Here is a 17,027-nt window from a genome sequence, read left to right as displayed (position 1 = left end):
TAATGAATAGTTTGTTAGGTGTTAATACTCAGTATTGCCTTTTAGTAAAGCAGAATAATCACACCTGACGAACTGGGTTCCTGTTTATAATTCAACGAATAACACTACGCTTAACCACTAAATTGGTTTGAGTGGTATTAGCCTTTAGCATAGGAAGTTCCTAATACAAAAACACTTAAGCAATTGCGATGTTAATACGTTGTTTTTAGCACCAAGAGTGTAACAAGCTTGGCTAAAAAGGGCTAGGTTTTGAACTTGCCAACAAGTATATAAATAGCTCTGTGTTAGAACATTGGGGTATATAAAATAAATTCAAGGAAAAGGGTTGAAATTACGCGAAATGAGGCAATAAATAGCGGTAGAAGCAAAGAAGTGTTTTGAAGGATTAAGCGAGGATCTAAATTAGGTCACTCGCTTTTAGTGGAACAAAGTTGCAATCACTCTAAAATGTCACCGTTAGGGGCAATATTTTTAGCATGAAGGCCTTTAGGACCTTGTTCTAATTCGAATGTTACATCTTGACCAGCTTTAAGTGTCTTATAACCGTCCATTACAATCGTTGAGTAATGAGCGAAAATATCATTCTCGCAGCCGTCTTCTACGATGAAACCAAAACCTTTGGCGTTGTTGAACCATTTGACTTTACCACAAGCCATACTTCTACATCCTTCTATAAGTTGACTAATTTAGTTATTCTAAACTATATAATTTGCTAGACTGACTAAGGTTTAATCAATCTACATTTGACTGTAGTTTATTTAGCCAACCAGTCAAGTGTTTGAAGTTATTTTTTAACATTTTATTTATTTTTTATTCAAGTTTGCTTGAGTTCCAAAGACAAGACTATATTTAATTATGAGTGGTATGAAAGATTCAGGTGTAATAGACACAGTTCGTGATAGTGAAAAGCAAAAGCTTCAGCCACCGCGAAAATACAAAGTTGTTTTAAATAACGACGACTACACGCCGATGGACTTTGTAATAGAAGTTCTGATGACGTTTTTTAATATGGATAGCGATAGAGCAACCGACGTGATGCTTCAAATTCATGAAAAAGGTAAAGGTATATGCGGGGTTTACAGCCTCGACGTAGCCCATACCAAAGCTGAACAAGTTAACCGCTACTCGCGGGATAACGAGCATCCACTGCTTTGTAGTTGTGAGCAGGAGTAGATACCAGTTTTATTAAAAAAATGACCATTTTAGCGGATTAAATTACTTATTAACTTCGTTAAAAATTATTCATATAAAGCAACTATATTTGTAATTTTTGTCCTGTTACTAAGTTATTTCCTCATCGCTATAATAGGCCACTAATTTAATGCAATTGGTATAAATACCAATTAGGGTGATCAAACATCCGATTGTTGTGGTATAAAATTATTATCTCAGTAAGGGGTTGCCAATGCTAAACAAAGACTTAGAACTAACCTTAAATGCCGCGTTTCGTGAAGCGCGCACTCGCCGTCATGAGTTTATGACCGTAGAGCACCTTTTACTTGCGCTTTTAGATAACCCGTCAGCGGGGGAAGCTTTAAACGCGTGCGGTGTAGATATTTCAGGCTTAAAAACTGAATTATTAGAGTTTATCGACGAAACAACGCCGGTAATTCCAGATTTAGAAGAAGAGCGAGAAACTCAGCCTACACTGGGCTTTCAACGAGTGCTGCAACGCGCAGTTTTTCATGTTCAATCATCAGGAAAAAATGAAGTAACAGGCGTAAATGTCCTGGTTGCTATTTTTTCGGAGCAAGAAAGCCAAGCTGTATATTTACTCAAAAAGAGCGATATTTCTCGTTTGGATATTGTTAATTTTATTTCTCATGGTATATCAAAAGAAGATGATGAGTTAGGTGACGACACCGATGACATTCATGAAGAAGTGCAAGAAGTACAAAACGAAGAAGCAAGCAAATTAGATAGCTTTACTACTAATTTAAACGCACAAGCCCGTGATGGAAACATTGACCCATTAATTGGTCGCGATAGCGAAGTAGAGCGCACGGTACAAGTATTGTGTCGTCGTAAAAAGAATAACCCACTACTTGTGGGTGAAGCAGGGGTTGGTAAAACAGCTATTGCTGAAGGCTTGGCGTATCGTATTGTTAACGAGCAAGTACCTGAAGTAATTGCTGATGCAGTTGTGTACTCGCTTGATATGGGCGCATTATTAGCGGGCACCAAATACCGAGGGGATTTTGAAAAACGCTTTAAAAGTTTATTAAAAGAGCTGCAAGCAAAACCTGGCTCGATTTTATTTATTGATGAAATACACACGATTATTGGTGCAGGTGCAGCCTCTGGCGGCGTAATGGATGCATCAAACTTATTAAAACCATTACTTTCTAGTGGGCAATTACGTTGTATGGGCTCTACTACATACAATGAATATAAAAATATTTTTGAGAAAGACCGTGCCTTGGTTCGTCGCTTTCAAAAAATTGATGTACTTGAGCCAAGTGTTGCCGATACCACCAAAATTCTTAACGGATTAAAAGAGCGTTACGAAGAGCATCATGGTATTCGTTATACCCAAAAAGCCCTTAAAGCAGCCGCTGAATTAAGTGCTAAATACATTAATGAACGTCACTTACCCGACAAAGCTATTGATGTAATTGACGAGGCGGGTGCTAATCAGCGTTTGCAGCCAAGTTCGAAGCGTAAAAAAACCATTGGTGTATCAGATATTGAGCTGATTATATCTAAAATGGCACGTATTCCACCGCAAAATGTGTCATCAACAGATAAAGAAACGCTTAAAAACCTTGATCGCAATCTTAAAATGCTTGTATACGGGCAAGATCAATCTATTGATGCACTTACATCAGCTATTCGATTATCTCGCTCAGGACTTGCGAACGAAGATAAGCCAGTAGGTTCATTCTTATTTGCAGGCCCAACGGGTGTAGGTAAAACGGAAGTCACTAAACAGCTAGCTAAATGTATGGGTGTTGAGTTCATTCGTTTTGATATGTCAGAGTACGTTGAGCGCCATGCGGTGAGTCGTTTAATTGGTGCGCCACCAGGCTACGTAGGCTTTGAGCAAGGCGGGTTATTAACCGAAGCTGTAATTAAAAACCCACATGCTGTTGTACTTTTGGATGAAATTGAAAAAGCACATCCTGATATTTACAATATCTTGCTACAAGTAATGGATCACGGTACGTTAACCGACAACAACGGTCGTAAAGCCGACTTTAGAAATGTGGTTGTAGTAATGACTACCAATGCTGGCGTGCAAGAAACTACGCGCAAATCTATTGGCTTTAGTGAGCAAGACCATACGCACGATGCAATGGGCGAAATTAATAAAGTATTCTCGCCAGAATTCAGAAACCGCTTAGATAACATTATTTGGTTTAACCACCTTGAAAAAGACGTTATTTTACAAGTTGTTGATAAATTTGTTGTCGAACTGCAAACGCAATTAGACAAGAAGTCAGTTAACCTAGAACTTACATCTAAAGCGCGCGAATGGCTTGCAGACAAAGGCTACGATAAAGCAATGGGAGCGCGACCTATGGCACGCGTTCTTCAAGAAGAGCTTAAAAAACCACTGGCAAACGAAATCTTATTTGGTCAACTTATTGATGGCGGCACAGTTAAAGTGTCTGTTAAAGATAAAAAAATACGCTTTGATTACGAAAGTAATTTAACACCAGCGTAATTAGCTTTGTAAAAATAAAATAGCTCGCTTGCAGCGAGCTATTTTTTTGACTTTTTACAGGCAACAAAAAACCCAGCAAAAGCTGGGTTTTTTGTTTATTAAATGTAATTGCTAGTAAGTACCATCAATTACATTTAATAAACGCTTAAAGCTAGTTATACACTAGCCAAAAACTAAATCTCGTTTACGCACTTACTTAGCGAGCACGGAATACGATACGACCTTTCGATAAATCGTAAGGAGTCATTTCTACCGTTACTTTATCGCCGGTTAAAATACGGATATAGTTTTTGCGCATTTTACCTGAAATATGAGCCACAACTACGTGACCATTTTCTAGCTCAACTCGGAACATTGTATTTGGTAAAGTATCAAGGACTGTCCCTTGCATTTCGATTACGTCTTCTTTCGCCATGTTTAGCGTAACACCTCTTTAATAGTTAAACGCTGCAGATTTTGCCCAAAATACGCCAATAAGTAAAGGCGCAGGGGGCATTTTTGCAAATTAAATAGCCAACCACTCATCATTAACCTGTTTTTGTGCGGGCAAAAACTGAGTTTTGTACTTCATTTTGTCGCATTCGTCTATTTGGTAACCCAAATACACAAATTCCTTATTTTGTTCTTTAGCAAACTTAAGCTGCTGTAAAATCATTACCGAGCCTAAACTATAGTGTTCAAAGTCGGGGTCAAAAAATGTATAAATAGCCGATATAGCGTTGTTCATACAATCAGTTACCGCAACAGCTACTAACGTATCTTGATGCCATAACTCTATAAATGTGATCTCTAGCCAGCTGCATAATAAAAAACTTTGGAACTGCATTTTATCAGGAGGATACATAGAGCCATCGCTATGGCGTAAGCTTATATATTTACTGTAAAGCGGATAGTATTGCTCGCGCTCTACACTTGAATACCTAACCTCAAATGCTGATTTTGCTTTGTTTTGTTTACGTTTTTGCGATTTTGATGGAATAAATTGTTGCGCTAATACTCGAACTGAATTGCACTCGCTACAAATAGGGCAGTGCGGACGATAAATTTGGTTACCGCTGCGTCGAAAGCCTAACGCTAATAGTTGTTCAAATTTATCGGTTGTATAACAGCTCGGGTCTAAGATCACCAAAAGCTGTTCTTGGCGATCGGGTAGATAGCTACAAGCAAACTCTTGGCTTAAGCCAACGCGTGCCGGAAGATGTTCATTCATAAATTGCGTTTAGCTCCTGTGGTTCCCACATAGTGTGGTCAACACAATAAGTGTGTGCTTTTTTGAGTCTAGTCAAAAATTCTGAGCGGGGGATCACTTTTGCACCTAAAGAAGTTAAATAAGGGTTTTCTAATTGGCAGTCAATAAAATGTGCGTTATGGCGTTTTAACCAATTAACCAACGCCCACATTGCAAGCTTTGAGCAGTTGGTTTGATGATGAAACATAGACTCGCCACAAAATACACCATTTTGCATAATGCCATAAAGGCCGCCTGCTAGTTCTCCATCACGCCAAATTTCAATACTGTGTGCAATACCGGCCTCATGTGCATCGTTGTAAGCGTCAATCATAACTTGAGTGATCCAAGTGCCATCGGTATCAATGCGTTGCTCACAGCACGCTTCAATGACCTCAGCAAATGCATTATTAACAGTAACTTTAACGGGGTGCTTTTTTAAATGCTTTCGCAGGCTCTTACTTATATGAAATTCATTAAGCTCTATGATGCCGCGCTCGCTCGGCGACCACCACATTATGGGCTCGTCTTCGCTAAACCACGGAAAAATACCATTTTTATAGGCATTACTTAAACGCGCAACGGATAAATCGCCGCCTATTGCCAGTAACCCATCAGGAGAGGTGAGAGCATATTCAGGGTGTGGAAATGCTATATCGTTTTCACTTAATTGGTATAGCTGGTTTCTCATACATTGCTTAATTTATTAATTATCTTAAAAGTGTAACTATATTTTAGGCATAAAAAAAGGCTGAAATTGGAAGCGTCGCTACAAAATAAGACTAATTTCTAATAGGCCGCAAAAGTCTAAGTTCGATACTTTGACGGACCCAGATCGTAGTTTCTGTGTGCTTTAACAAAAAGCGTGCTTTTTATCTGAGCAAAGACGATCAACTTTATAAATAGCTTTGTCGGCAGGTAAATAAGCTTAACCCTTCCGAGGTTTTTCGTCATTTTTGATAGTTGTTTATAAGTAGACTAATACTAATACTAATACACGAGAAGTCTGGCTTTAATGAGGGGTTAGGTGAGATATACTTTTCTTATTATAAACTTTCATAATTGTAAAAAAGCACAAGCGTGACTCAGTAACCAGTGCTTTACCATCATTACTATTATTGCGATCAAGTTGAAACCACTAGAGTAAGATTGTTGGCAATGCGTGAAATTGTCCTCATATTAAATTTGTGATTAATGCTTAATAGTGTCTGCATAGACATATTAATGCTTTCCTAGTATGAGTGAGCAATATTCTTTGAACAATTTATTAAGTTCAATTTTAAAAAATCGATAGTAATTAAACACAAAAATCCCCTAGTAATTGAATTACTCAATTACTAGGGGTCACGATATTAAATGTCCGTTATGAGGTAGTTGCGGCTTTCATTTCACTTACAAACGCTTTTAACTGCGTAGTCATTGCATCTAAATCATTAAGATTAGCCTCAATAATTTTAACAACGGCAGAGCCTGAAATTGCACCGGCTGCGCCTGCATTTAGCGCTGCTTTTACATCATCGGGTGTTGAAATACCAAAGCCTAATAAAGCAGGGGCTGCATGGTATTCTTTTAATTTAGTTACAATGTTGCCCGCGGGCATTTGCGCTTTAGTATCGGTACCGGTAACACCAGCACGCGACAGTAAATACGTGTACCCACGCCCGTAAGACGCGCACTGGCGCAGTGTATCGTCATCGGCATTGGGCGTAGCAATAAAAATTGGATCTACACCGTTTGCCATAGCGGCTTTTCTAAACATTTGAGACTCATGTAGTGGCACATCAGCAACTAAAATTGAATCTACGCCTGCTGCCTTAGCGTCTTTGTAAAATGCCTCAAGGCCACGTTTAAACACAAGATTAGAGTACAGTAATAAACCAATAGGAATATCTGCATTGTAATCGCGTATTTCTTTAATAATATCAAAGCAATCTTGAGTGTTAATATTTACATCAAGCGCACGAATGTTCGCCTTTTGAATGACAGGGCCATCAGCAATTGGATCTGAAAACGGAATACCAAGCTCTAGTGCATCAGCGCCACCGTCAATTAGGCTTTTAATAATCGCAATACTTTGCTCTTTACCTGGGTCACCAATAGTAACAAAGGGTACAAATGCACCTTGTTTTTGCTCATTAAGTGCGGCAAACGTTTTACCGTAACGATCTGTATTTAGCTGGCTCATAGTTGACCTCCTTGTGATAAAACAGTGTGTACGTGCGTTAAGTCTTTGTCACCACGGCCACTTAAGTTAACCACTAAAATGCTTTCTTCTGTTTGCTCTTCTGCGTATTTAAGTGCATAAGCAAGGGCATGGCTTGATTCAAGTGCCGGAATAATACCTTCGTTTTTAGCCAGCGCTTGGAATGCATCAAGTGCTTCTGTATCTGTAATACCAACATATTGAGCACGGCCTGTTTCATGTAAAAACGCGTGCTGTGGGCCAACAGCTGGGTAGTCAAGACCGGCAGATACCGAGTATGACTCTTCTATTTGACCATCGTCGTTTTGCATAATGTAAGTATACGTACCGTGTAATATACCTTTAGTGCCTTTACAAATGGTAGCGCCGTGCTCGTGGGTATCTAACCCTTTACCAGCAGGCTCTACACCGATAAGTTTTACACTTGGCTCGTCGATAAAGTCTGTAAACATACCAATAGCATTAGAGCCACCGCCAACACATGCAAGTACCGCATCGGGTAAGCGACCTTCAGCTTTTAGTATTTGCTGTTTTGCTTCTTCACCAATAATCTTTTGATACTCTCGTACAATTGTTGGGAATGGGTGCGGGCCCGCAGCAGTACCAAGTAAGTAATGTGCCTCTTGATAATTTGCAGACCAGTCACGTAGTGCTTCGTTTACCGCATCTTTTAATGTGCCAGAGCCCGCAGTTACCGGAATAACCTCTGCACCCATCAATTTCATTCTAAATACGTTTGGCTGTTGGCGCTCAACATCTTTAGCGCCCATATAAATTCGGCACTTTAAGCCAAGTAATGCACACGCAAGGGCCGTTGCAACACCGTGTTGACCAGCGCCCGTTTCTGCAATAACTTCTTTTTTACCCATACGTTTAGTTAGCAACGCTTGACCAAGTACTTGGTTAGTTTTGTGTGCGCCACCGTGTAACAAATCTTCGCGTTTTAGGTAAAGTTTAACTTTAGGGTTTTTAATTAAGTTACGCGTTAAAGTAAGTGGCGTAGGGCGGCCTGCATACTCGTTTAGTAACTTAGTAAATTCTTCCTGAAACTCAGGATCTTTTTGTGCTTTGTTAAATTCGTTTTCTAACTGCTTAAGCGCAGGGACAAGTAGCTCGGGTACAAACATACCGCCAAACTCGCCAAAATAAGCTGGATTTTGCATTTTAACCTCAATAATTTCTGATGCTTGTAAAAGCATTTTGTAATTTGTTAGGGCACTTTTTACCCGCAGATTCTTCAACGCCTGAGTTTAGGTCAAGGCCAAGGGCACCTTGAAAAAGCGCGTCTTTAATATTTTCTGGATTTAAGCCACCCGCTAGCATAAACGGTGTGGTTGCATCGCGAAGCACCGACCAATCAAACGCTTTACCTGTACCACCAGCTTGTGTATCGCTATGGGTATCGTAAAGGTGGCGTTCTACGCCATTTACAGGTGTTGGTAATGCATCTTTAATTGCTTGTGCTTTCCAAATTTCACACCCATTAGGTAGTTCTGTACGCAAAGTGGCAATGTAATCGTCACTTTCGTGTCCATGTAATTGAACTGCCGCTAATTTTAACACACTTGCGTATTGAGCTACTTGCTCAATGGGAGCATTTACAAATACACCTACAAAGTTTAGCGGAGCGCTCTGGGTAAGCTCAAGAGCACAATCTAAATCTACATAGCGTGGTGATTTAGGGTGAAAAATTAAACCACCATACACAGCACCACTGTTATAAGCCGCTTGTGCGTCTTGGCTGCGTGTTAAACCACAAACTTTGTTATCACCAAGTATCACTTTTTTACAGGCTTGCTCTAAATCGCGCTCGGCCATTAGGGAGCTGCCAATTAAAAAACCATCGCATAGCGGTGCTAGGCGTTTAACATCTTGATGGGTATAAATACCAGACTCTGAAATAACCACTTTATCTGCAGGAATGAGTTTACGCAGTTTTTCGGTGGTGGCTAAGTCAGTGCTTAAATCACGTAGGTCACGGTTATTAATGCCTATAATTTGCGCATCGAGTGCAAGGGCGCGGTGTACTTCTTCTTCGTTACTTACTTCGGTTAATACCGACATATTAAGCGAGTCCGCTACTGCGTGTAGGGCTTTATATTGCTCATCATCAAGTACTGAGAGCATTAACAAAATAGCATCACCGCCATAAATTCGCGCCATATACACTTGGTACTCATCAATAAAAAAGTCTTTACAAATAAGTGGTTGCTCTACTTGGCTACGTACAAATTCTAAATAATCAAAGCTACCTTGAAAGTATTTTGCGTCTGTAAGCACGCTCATACAGGTAGCGTATTTTTTATAAACAGAGGTGATCTCTGTTAAATCAAACGGCTCGCGTATTAACCCTTTTGATGGAGATGCTTTTTTGCACTCTAAAATAAACTGTGTACCTGGCGCCGCCAGCGCTTCATAAAAGCTGCGACTAGTAGGCTCTACTAGATGCTTAAAGCTTTCAAGCGGGCGGGCTGCTTTGCGTTCAATAAGCTCTAATTTTTTATCAGCAACAATTTTGTCTAATACATTAGCCATGACTTACCTCAATAATTGCATTTAATGTGTCCATGGCCTTGCCTGAACGGAGTAGTGTTTGTACTTGATGTGCCCCTTCTTTTAACGTGTCTGCTTTACCTGTTAGGTATAAAAGGGCAGCTACGTTAACCACAATAGCCGCATTATGTGCGTCTGTGCCTTTACCTTGCAATATGGCGAGGCTTGCATTTGCGTTGTATTGTGGGCCTTCACCTGCTAGTTGTTCAAGTGAATAGTTTGCAAGGTCAAAGTCGCTTGGGTTTAATGTGTACTGCGTCATTTCGCCATCATTGAGCTCAACTACATTGGTTGGGCCGTGCAGGGCGATTTCGTCAGTACCTGAGCCATGCACAATCATCGCGCGCTTTGTGCCTAATGTTTTAAGTGTTTGCGCCATAGGCATACATAACGACTCATCGTACACACCTAGTAATTGCACATCAGGCGCTGCAGGGTTAGCAAGGGGGCCTAAAATATTAAAAATTGTACGTGTCTTAAGTGCTGTACGTACGCCCATCGCATGGCGTACGCCGCTGTGATAATGCGGTGCAAATAAAAAGGTAAAGTGTGTTTGCTCAAGGCATTTTGCAGCTTGTTCTGGGCTCATATCAATATTAATACCCAGTGCTTTGAGTAAATCGGCTGAGCCTGAATTACTCGATACACTGCGATTACCATGCTTTACCATATTAATACCTGCGGCCGCTGCTACGATTGCAGCGGTAGTGCTTATATTAATTGTATTTGAGCCATCGCCACCGGTACCACAGCTATCAGCAAGTTGTGTACTGGTTGTATTAAAAGTAACCGCGTTTTCACGCATTGATGCGGCAGCGCCGGCAATTTCATCGCTCACTTCGCCTTTTATTTTCAGGCTAATAAGTAAAGCTGTTAGCTCTATTTCGCTCATGTTGCCTTGCATTATTTCATCAAATAACGCTTTTGACTGCTCATAGCTTAGTGATTGATTTTTAATAAGCTGCTCAATAGCATATTGAACATTTATGGGCTCTTGTCGTTTTGTACTCATAATGTCCTCTATTATTTTGCGCGTGTTAAATACGCGACACTTTGCTGAAGTAGCATCGCACCATTTGGCGTAAGTATTGATTCAGGATGAAACTGATAGCCCAATGCACTGTCTTCATGATGGTAAATAGCCATAGGTATGTCTTCAAATTGTGCTATTACTTCAATATTTTTAGGTACTTCAGTTGCCATTAGCGAATGATAACGCGCAACAGGCATTGTACTTCCCATGCCATCAAATACAGGATGTGCGTTTAAATCAATGATTGATGACTTACCATGTACGGTTTCGCCAGCGTGACCGATTACTCCGCCATAACTTTGTGTTAAAGCTTGCTGGCCTAAACAAATGCCAAGCATAGGAAATTGACCTTTAGCAAGTTCAATTAGCTCCATTAAGCAGCCGGCGTCGGTTGGTGTACCAGGCCCTGGTGATAGAACTAATAATACTTGGCCAGGCTCTTGGCGCATTTTGTTAAAAATAACGTCAGCGCTTATGTTGTTTCTGTATACAACAAGCTCACACCCTAACATGGTTAGCTCATCAACAAGGTTGTAGCTAAACGAATCAAAATTATCTAAAAAGTATATTTTAAGTGGATTTGCATTACTCATTTTATACCGCCTTATAAGTAGATTTTATGGCGGTAATGACCGCTTGAGCTTTTGCGCGGGTTTCGTTTGCTTCTGATTGCGGATCTGAATCAAACACGACACCTGCGCCAGCTTGCACATAGGCTGTATTGTTCTTTACAAACGCTGAGCGAATAACAATGCAGCTATCCATTGCACCATCGCCTGTTAAATAGCCTACTGCGCCACCATAGCTTCCTCGGCGTTTGCCTTCGGTTTGGCGTACAAGCTCTGCGGCACGTACTTTAGGAGCGCCTACCAGCGTGCCCATGTTCATACACGCTTGATATGCATGTAGTGCGTCAAGTTCAGGTTTTAAAGTACCTACTACGCGTGACACTAAATGCATTACTTGTGAATAACGGTCTACTTTTAATAGCTCTTTTGCAAAACGAGTACCTGCAACACTAATACGTGCAACATCGTTACGCGCTAAATCGACAAGCATTAAATGCTCAGCACGCTCTTTTTGATCGTTTCTTAGTTCAAGCTCAATACGGCTGTCTAAGTCTGGGTTTATTTGTCCGTTTGCAAATTTACCACGCGCTCGGGTACCCGCAATTGGATACACTTCAACTTGTTGATTACTTACATCGTATTTAAGTGCCGACTCCGGAGAGGCGCCAAATAAAGCAAAATCTTCATCGCGCATGTAAAACATATATGGGCTTGGATTTTGCTTTTTAAGCTGGCTGTAAGCATGAAGTGAATCAGGGCAGGGCAATGAAAAAGTACGTGAAGGCACTACTTGAAAAACATCACCATCGACAATATTCTTTTTAAGTTTAACCACTTGCTCGCAGTAAGTTTCATCGCTTATATCTACGTTTACTTCGCATTCGCCAGTTTGCATGTCTGCGCTAAATTCTGCCGCGTTGTCGCAAAGGGTATTTAACCGTTCAAGTTCTTTACCTACTTCAAAGCAATTTGCATGAACATCTGGGCCATTAAATACATTACCAATAAGCTCAGTGGTTTGTTTTTGATGATCAATAACAACCAAGGTTTCGGCTAGGTAAAATACGTAATCAGGACACGTGTTTTCGCCATCAGGTACATCGCTTAATTGCTCAAAATTTGCCACCATATCGTAGGCAAATACACCGCCTAAAAATACTGAAAATGGATTTTCAGTGGTGCTTTGAATACTATTAATACAGGTACGAAGAGCGCTGAAGGCATTATCGGCAACAAGCTTACTTGCCTCGTCTATATCGCTGCTAGTGTCTTGGTAGTTAAGTGTAAGCGTTGTGTCGTTTAATTGTGAATCGCAGCTCTTAACATTTGCTTGTAAGTAGCTTAATAATTGTTTGCCGTTATTAGATTGTGCGCTAACAGTTACCGTTTTACCCTTACATACAATACGCAGGGCGCTATCCACTAAAATTAAACTTTTTACACTGTCTTTAGAATCAATCTCAGCTGATTCAAGCAGCAGCGAATTAGGCTTATCAAGTGCAGCATACAGTGCAAGTGGACTACTTATGTAGTCGCGAACTTGTGTAATGCTTGTTACTTCGCCTGGTGTGGTAGTTATATGACTAAAAATCAAACCTCATTCCCTCAAAAAATTAAACCCCGCAATGCGTTAGCAGTGCGGGGTTTGAATAACGATATCTAAATTACAAACAGATCATTACCGTCCCGCTATATCAGGCGCCACCACCAACGATGTGTAAGAGTAAGACCGTTATTCATGTTTTTTTGCCTCAAAATAAAAAATATAATTACGTAAAATTTAGTTATAAAAAAACCCGCGTAATGCGGGTTTTGAATTTTTGCTAGACACGACAATTCATCACCCAATAATTATGAGTGCCACCACCAAATAGTGTTTTGAATTGAATTGATCATTTTTATTAATTCTTAATGTGTCTGAAAGTGGCTACAGTAAAACGTATCTAGTGCTTTTGTGTCAAGTGTTTATTTAAAACAATTTAGTCAAAAAACTTGTTATACTTATATAAACGCCATTAACCCTTAATTTTAAGCAGTTTTCTTTTGATAAAATACGATTTACATAGCCACACCACGCATTCAGACGGGCAGTTAACGGTTGAAGAATTACTTACCCGCGCCGTTGATAAAAATATAGATGTGTTTGCTATTACCGATCACGATACTGTGGCTGCTATTAAGCCCGCTCAAGAATTTATTAAAACCGAAAATTTGCCTTTATCATTAATTACCGGGGTAGAAATTTCGACCAAATGGGAAAGCTTCGAAATACATATAGTGGGGTTGAATGTTGATATTGATAATTTTGACCTTACTTCGTTGTTAACGCAGCAGCAGCAAAAGCGTGAAATCAGAGCGCTAGAAATAGGCGCAAGGCTTACAAAAAACGGTTTTGATGGCATTTATGAGCAAGCCAAAGAGCTTGCACAAGACGCGCAAATTACTCGTGCGCACTTTGCACGCGCGCTTATAGAGCGTGGTGTAGCTAAAAACTTTCCGGGTGTATTTAAAAAATATCTAGGTCGCGGTAAAACCGGCTATGTGCCAAGCAACTGGTGCAATATGCAAACCGCCATTGAAGCAATTCATTCAGCGGGAGGTATTGCAGTAGTGGCACATCCTGGGCGTTATCAAATGTCTAATAAATGGTTACGTAAATTACTAACCGAGTATAAAAGTGTTGGTGGTGATGCAATGGAAGTTGCACAACCTCAACAAGCTCCTAGCGAGCGACAATTTTTAGGTGAACTGAGCCGAGAGTACGATTTACTCTGCTCGCAAGGGTCTGATTTTCATTTTCCGACAAGCTATTTAGAGCTTGGCAAAAACTTATACTTACCTAAAGACTGCCAAGGTGTTTGGCAAGCATGGGAAGGACAAGAAGGGGCATTAACATGAGTCAATTATTTCATATTCATCCTGATAACCCGCAGCCACGACTTATTAACCAAGCCGTTGATATTATTAAAAAAGGCGGCGTAGTTGTATACCCAACAGATTCTGGTTATGCCATAGGCTGTAACTTAGGAAACAAACAAGCTAAAGAGCGTATAGAGCGCATTCGTGGCATTGAAAAAAACGATAACTTTACACTTGTTTGCAGAGATTTATCTGAGCTTGCTACGTATGCAAGAGTAGATAACCAACTGTTTAGATTAATTAAAAATAATACGCCAGGGCCATATACCTTTATTTTTAAAGGTACAAAAGAAGTACCAAAGCGTTTATTAAACGAAAAGAAGAAAACCATAGGTATGCGTGTTATTGAGCACCCAATTGCCTGTGCGTTACTTGCTGAACTAGGTGAGCCACTTATGTCGTGTTCACTTATTTTACCAGGGCAAGAGTTTACAGAATCAGATCCTGATGAAATTTTAGAGCGCTTAGATAAACACGTCGATTTAATTATTCACGGTGGCTATTTAGCTGAACAAGCAACAACAGTAATTGATTTATCAGAAGACGATATAAAAATACTACGTGTTGGCTGTGGCGATACTAGCCCGTTTGAGTAAACACTGTTGAGTGACAAGCCCGCAAATACCGGTGTATCGAATGAACTTGAGCCAGTGCAGCAAAAGCTGCCACTGGCTTTTTTGCATGGTAAAGCCGTAGTTGATAAACCCGAAGATTTATACATTCCCCCTGATGCGCTTGAAATCATATTAGAAACGTTTGAAGGCCCACTCGATTTACTATTGTATTTAATTAAAAAGCATAAGCTAGATGTGCTTGAGCTCTCTATTTTTAGCATCACTGAACAGTATGTAAGCTATGTTGAAATGATGAGCGAATTTCAACTAGAACTCGCTGGCGAGTATTTAGTTATGGCGGCGCTGCTTGCACAAATAAAATCGCGGTTACTATTACCAGTTCACGAAGAACTTGAAGAGGAAGAAGATCCCCGTGCTGAGCTTATTAAACGCCTGCAAGAATATGAGCAGTTTAAAACAGCCGCCGAAAACCTAGATGAGATCCCCCGTGTTGGCCGTGATATTTTTATTGCGCATGCCGCAATGCCAACCGCAAGTGATAATAGCCCATCCTTACCAGAGCTTGAACTTAAAGATTTAATGCTTGCACTTAGCGATGTAATGGCACGAGCTAAAACATTTGAGCATCACCAAATAACAGCTGAAGTACTATCAACCCGTGAACGAATGAGTCAAATACTACAGCAACTATCTAAAGCCGATTCTGCTGTTGTATTTAATGAACTATTTACCCTAAGTGAAGGCAGAAGCGGTGTAGTAGTTAGTTTTATAGCTATGCTTGAGCTGATAAAAGAGGGGCTTATAACGTGTTTGCAGGTTAATCCACAAAGCTTAATTTATGTAAGTTTAAGCGAAAACGCTACTATATAGCCTCCATAAGTAGTGCTTTAAATAACCTTCAAGTGAAAGCTCCGTTATTAAAAGGCGTTACTTTTTTGCTAGTGCCATTCTTTGTTGAAATAAAGGTTTTAAGTGCTCTGGCAGCCAGCGCATAAGTAATTCGTTATATTGCTTGGTGTGTTTAATTTTTTTAAGTTGTTCGTTAAGTATTTTTATATCCTCAGCACCTTGTGCATTTTTAGTACAGCCAATATACCCATAACTTAAAGCGGGCGCTTCTTTAAGTGGGCGCTGTGTGAGGTTTTTATCAAAATGCATCGATTTAGCTAAGTAGTAATGCTCGCTTGGGTAACCTAATAAAATATCAATTCTTTTTAAATTAAGCATATACGTTAAGCTTGCTAAGCTATCGCGAGTAGGGCGTATAACTAAGTCTATGTCTGGTGTACTGTTTATAACAGTATCTATTTCTTTACCGTAAGAGCGGCTCATAGACACACCAAGCGTGAGCTTTTTATCTTGTATTAGTTCAAGTAAAGACACCTCGTTCGCATCTTTAAGCTCTAACGCATTTGCTAAACGTGTGTGCATAGCAATAGAAGGAGATAAACCTGTCGTCGAACTCTCATCAGTAAAGTAAATATGCTGTTCTCTAAACTCATTTTTATAAAGAGACAACGCACAAGCGTTATGTGAAGTATTAGATAGCTCTTGAACTACTTTACCAGAGGGGATGATCATACGGTTAAAAGTAATATTGGGGAGCTGTTTTTCGAGCAGAGTAATAATACTTTCATCACGGCCTTGATGTTGGAATGGGCCATTTAAAATATAATAGGGTGCAAAGTCGTGTGCTAACCAATTAATGGTTCTAGCATTACTTATTGAGGTTAAACAAAAAAATAGTAATAAGCTTAAAAATACACGGCGCATTACAGCAGCTACCAGTAGTTATTATTATAGCTCTATTGTAGGCATCAAAGTGTTAAAAAGTAAAATGCCAGCAACAAGGCTGGCATAATTTTTATCAATAATTGCAATAATAAGAGGCAATTAAAGTTTTATATTGTTTAGCTAGCTTTTAGCCACTTAACAAATTGACGTGCATCACTCGCTTTTTGAAATAATGCATTTTTTAAACCTTGTGTATCACTAAAAATAACACGATGTTTATTTACAGAAATTGATTGCACTGGATGTGCGATTTGGATCATAGACCCATTATATTTATAAGACATAATAAAACTCACTTTATTCTTGTTATTTATTCTGCGCTATATTTTTTATAGCAAATTGCAGTCAATAAATTAACGATGTTGTGTTTAGCTTCATTACAGTGTTGACGATCTTTATGACACTTTTGCGATGATTCATAAATCATCTCGGTATTTTTAAGGGGTTCTCGCCGTACAATAACTTAGCTTTCAAATATACGTTTTG

17 protein-coding genes are annotated in these 17,027 nt (G+C 39.7%); 5 read left to right on the top strand and 12 right to left on the bottom strand.

From position 1 onward, the window contains the following. Window positions 1-437: 437 nt before the first annotated feature. Entirely contained in the window at window positions 438-656 is a 219-nt protein-coding gene (gene cspD, locus J8L71_RS09070; RefSeq protein ID WP_004586755.1) for a cold shock domain-containing protein CspD, read from the bottom strand. A 208-nt stretch (window positions 657-864) separates the two neighbouring features. On the opposite strand from cspD, the gene clpS reads away from it, so the two are divergent. Both clpS and clpA read left to right on the top strand, forming a co-directional pair. Then, a complete protein-coding gene (gene clpS / locus J8L71_RS09065; RefSeq protein WP_082660643.1) occupies window positions 865-1,173 on the top strand; it encodes an ATP-dependent Clp protease adapter ClpS in 309 nt (102 codons plus the stop codon). Window positions 1,174-1,405: 232 nt separating this feature from the next. Next, complete coding sequence (gene clpA, locus J8L71_RS09060; protein WP_211000259.1) at window positions 1,406-3,667, top strand: ATP-dependent Clp protease ATP-binding subunit ClpA; 2,262 nt, start codon at window positions 1,406-1,408, stop codon at window positions 3,665-3,667. 196 nt (window positions 3,668-3,863) lie between these two features. Here the strand turns inward: clpA and infA are convergent, their stop codons facing one another. From infA to J8L71_RS09015, 9 genes are all read right to left on the bottom strand, one after another. Beyond that, window positions 3,864-4,082 (bottom strand): translation initiation factor IF-1, encoded by a 219-nt coding sequence (infA, locus tag J8L71_RS09055; RefSeq protein WP_002962494.1) that lies wholly within the window; start codon window positions 4,080-4,082, stop codon window positions 3,864-3,866. A gap of 90 nt (window positions 4,083-4,172) precedes the next feature. Then, window positions 4,173-4,877 (bottom strand): arginyltransferase, encoded by a 705-nt coding sequence (locus J8L71_RS09050; protein WP_211000258.1) that lies wholly within the window; start codon window positions 4,875-4,877, stop codon window positions 4,173-4,175. Continuing rightward, complete coding sequence (gene aat, locus J8L71_RS09045) at window positions 4,870-5,586, bottom strand: leucyl/phenylalanyl-tRNA--protein transferase (RefSeq protein ID WP_211000257.1); 717 nt, start codon at window positions 5,584-5,586, stop codon at window positions 4,870-4,872. The genes J8L71_RS09050 and aat overlap by 8 nt, the downstream gene beginning before the upstream one ends. A gap of 672 nt (window positions 5,587-6,258) precedes the next feature. Then, window positions 6,259-7,080, bottom strand: coding sequence for a tryptophan synthase subunit alpha (gene trpA / locus J8L71_RS09040; protein WP_211000256.1), 822 nt, complete (start codon window positions 7,078-7,080; stop codon window positions 6,259-6,261). Further along, window positions 7,077-8,261 (bottom strand): tryptophan synthase subunit beta, encoded by a 1,185-nt coding sequence (trpB, locus tag J8L71_RS09035; RefSeq protein WP_211000255.1) that lies wholly within the window; start codon window positions 8,259-8,261, stop codon window positions 7,077-7,079. Before trpB ends, trpA begins: the two co-directional genes overlap by 4 nt. A 7-nt stretch (window positions 8,262-8,268) precedes the next feature. Next, window positions 8,269-9,633 carry a bifunctional indole-3-glycerol-phosphate synthase TrpC/phosphoribosylanthranilate isomerase TrpF gene (trpCF, locus tag J8L71_RS09030; protein WP_211000254.1) on the bottom strand — a complete coding sequence of 455 codons (1,365 nt, stop codon included), beginning with the start codon at window positions 9,631-9,633 and terminating at the stop codon, window positions 8,269-8,271. Then, on the bottom strand, window positions 9,626-10,663 hold the full coding sequence (trpD, locus tag J8L71_RS09025) for an anthranilate phosphoribosyltransferase (RefSeq protein ID WP_211000253.1): 1,038 nt from the start codon (window positions 10,661-10,663) through the stop codon (window positions 9,626-9,628). Before trpD ends, trpCF begins: the two co-directional genes overlap by 8 nt. A gap of 11 nt (window positions 10,664-10,674) precedes the next feature. Further along, window positions 10,675-11,277, bottom strand: a complete 603-nt coding sequence (locus tag J8L71_RS09020) for an aminodeoxychorismate/anthranilate synthase component II (RefSeq protein WP_211000252.1) — start codon at window positions 11,275-11,277, stop codon at window positions 10,675-10,677. A 1-nt stretch (window position 11,278) separates the two neighbouring features. Next, a complete protein-coding gene (locus tag J8L71_RS09015; RefSeq protein ID WP_211000251.1) occupies window positions 11,279-12,847 on the bottom strand; it encodes an anthranilate synthase component 1 in 1,569 nt (522 codons plus the stop codon). Window positions 12,848-13,296: 449 nt separating this feature from the next. Here J8L71_RS09015 and J8L71_RS09010 point away from each other — a divergent pair, with 449 nt between their 5' ends. Genes J8L71_RS09010 through J8L71_RS09000 form a run of 3 tightly spaced genes read left to right on the top strand, consistent with a single transcriptional unit; the run spans window position 13,297 to window position 15,617 of the window. Continuing rightward, complete coding sequence (locus J8L71_RS09010; protein WP_211000250.1) at window positions 13,297-14,151, top strand: PHP domain-containing protein; 855 nt, start codon at window positions 13,297-13,299, stop codon at window positions 14,149-14,151. Continuing rightward, window positions 14,148-14,768, top strand: coding sequence for an L-threonylcarbamoyladenylate synthase (locus tag J8L71_RS09005; protein ID WP_058548994.1), 621 nt, complete (start codon window positions 14,148-14,150; stop codon window positions 14,766-14,768). The genes J8L71_RS09010 and J8L71_RS09005 overlap by 4 nt, the downstream gene beginning before the upstream one ends. A 6-nt stretch (window positions 14,769-14,774) precedes the next feature. Beyond that, window positions 14,775-15,617 (top strand): ScpA family protein, encoded by an 843-nt coding sequence (locus J8L71_RS09000; RefSeq protein ID WP_211000249.1) that lies wholly within the window; start codon window positions 14,775-14,777, stop codon window positions 15,615-15,617. A gap of 57 nt (window positions 15,618-15,674) precedes the next feature. Here J8L71_RS09000 and J8L71_RS08995 read toward each other — a convergent pair whose 3' ends face one another. Next, complete coding sequence (locus J8L71_RS08995; RefSeq protein ID WP_211000248.1) at window positions 15,675-16,520, bottom strand: transporter substrate-binding domain-containing protein; 846 nt, start codon at window positions 16,518-16,520, stop codon at window positions 15,675-15,677. A 137-nt stretch (window positions 16,521-16,657) separates the two neighbouring features. Then, on the bottom strand, window positions 16,658-16,825 hold the full coding sequence (locus J8L71_RS08990; RefSeq protein ID WP_007375427.1) for a hypothetical protein: 168 nt from the start codon (window positions 16,823-16,825) through the stop codon (window positions 16,658-16,660). Window positions 16,826-17,027: the final 202 nt, after the last annotated feature.

This window comes from Pseudoalteromonas sp. MMG007, from assembly GCF_018100985.1.
Lineage (GTDB): Bacteria > Pseudomonadota > Gammaproteobacteria > Enterobacterales > Alteromonadaceae > Pseudoalteromonas.
Note: the sequence above shows the minus strand (reverse complement) of the source record. Positions and strands in the feature narration are given on the sequence as shown.

Coding starts and splice junctions, on each gene's coding strand:
- trpD (WP_211000253.1), bottom strand. CDS start 10,663: ATGAGTACAAAACGACAAGAGCCCATAAATGTTCAATATGCTATTGAG.
- trpB (WP_211000255.1), bottom strand. CDS start 8,261: ATGCAAAATCCAGCTTATTTTGGCGAGTTTGGCGGTATGTTTGTACCC.
- J8L71_RS08995 (WP_211000248.1), bottom strand. CDS start 16,520: ATGCGCCGTGTATTTTTAAGCTTATTACTATTTTTTTGTTTAACCTCA.
- J8L71_RS09050 (WP_211000258.1), bottom strand. CDS start 4,877: ATGAATGAACATCTTCCGGCACGCGTTGGCTTAAGCCAAGAGTTTGCT.
- trpA (WP_211000256.1), bottom strand. CDS start 7,080: ATGAGCCAGCTAAATACAGATCGTTACGGTAAAACGTTTGCCGCACTT.
- J8L71_RS08990 (WP_007375427.1), bottom strand. CDS start 16,825: ATGTCTTATAAATATAATGGGTCTATGATCCAAATCGCACATCCAGTG.
- clpS (WP_082660643.1), top strand. CDS start 865: ATGAAAGATTCAGGTGTAATAGACACAGTTCGTGATAGTGAAAAGCAA.
- aat (WP_211000257.1), bottom strand. CDS start 5,586: ATGAGAAACCAGCTATACCAATTAAGTGAAAACGATATAGCATTTCCA.
- infA (WP_002962494.1), bottom strand. CDS start 4,082: ATGGCGAAAGAAGACGTAATCGAAATGCAAGGGACAGTCCTTGATACT.
- clpA (WP_211000259.1), top strand. CDS start 1,406: ATGCTAAACAAAGACTTAGAACTAACCTTAAATGCCGCGTTTCGTGAA.
- trpCF (WP_211000254.1), bottom strand. CDS start 9,633: ATGGCTAATGTATTAGACAAAATTGTTGCTGATAAAAAATTAGAGCTT.
- cspD (WP_004586755.1), bottom strand. CDS start 656: ATGGCTTGTGGTAAAGTCAAATGGTTCAACAACGCCAAAGGTTTTGGT.
- J8L71_RS09020 (WP_211000252.1), bottom strand. CDS start 11,277: ATGAGTAATGCAAATCCACTTAAAATATACTTTTTAGATAATTTTGAT.
- J8L71_RS09005 (WP_058548994.1), top strand. CDS start 14,148: ATGAGTCAATTATTTCATATTCATCCTGATAACCCGCAGCCACGACTT.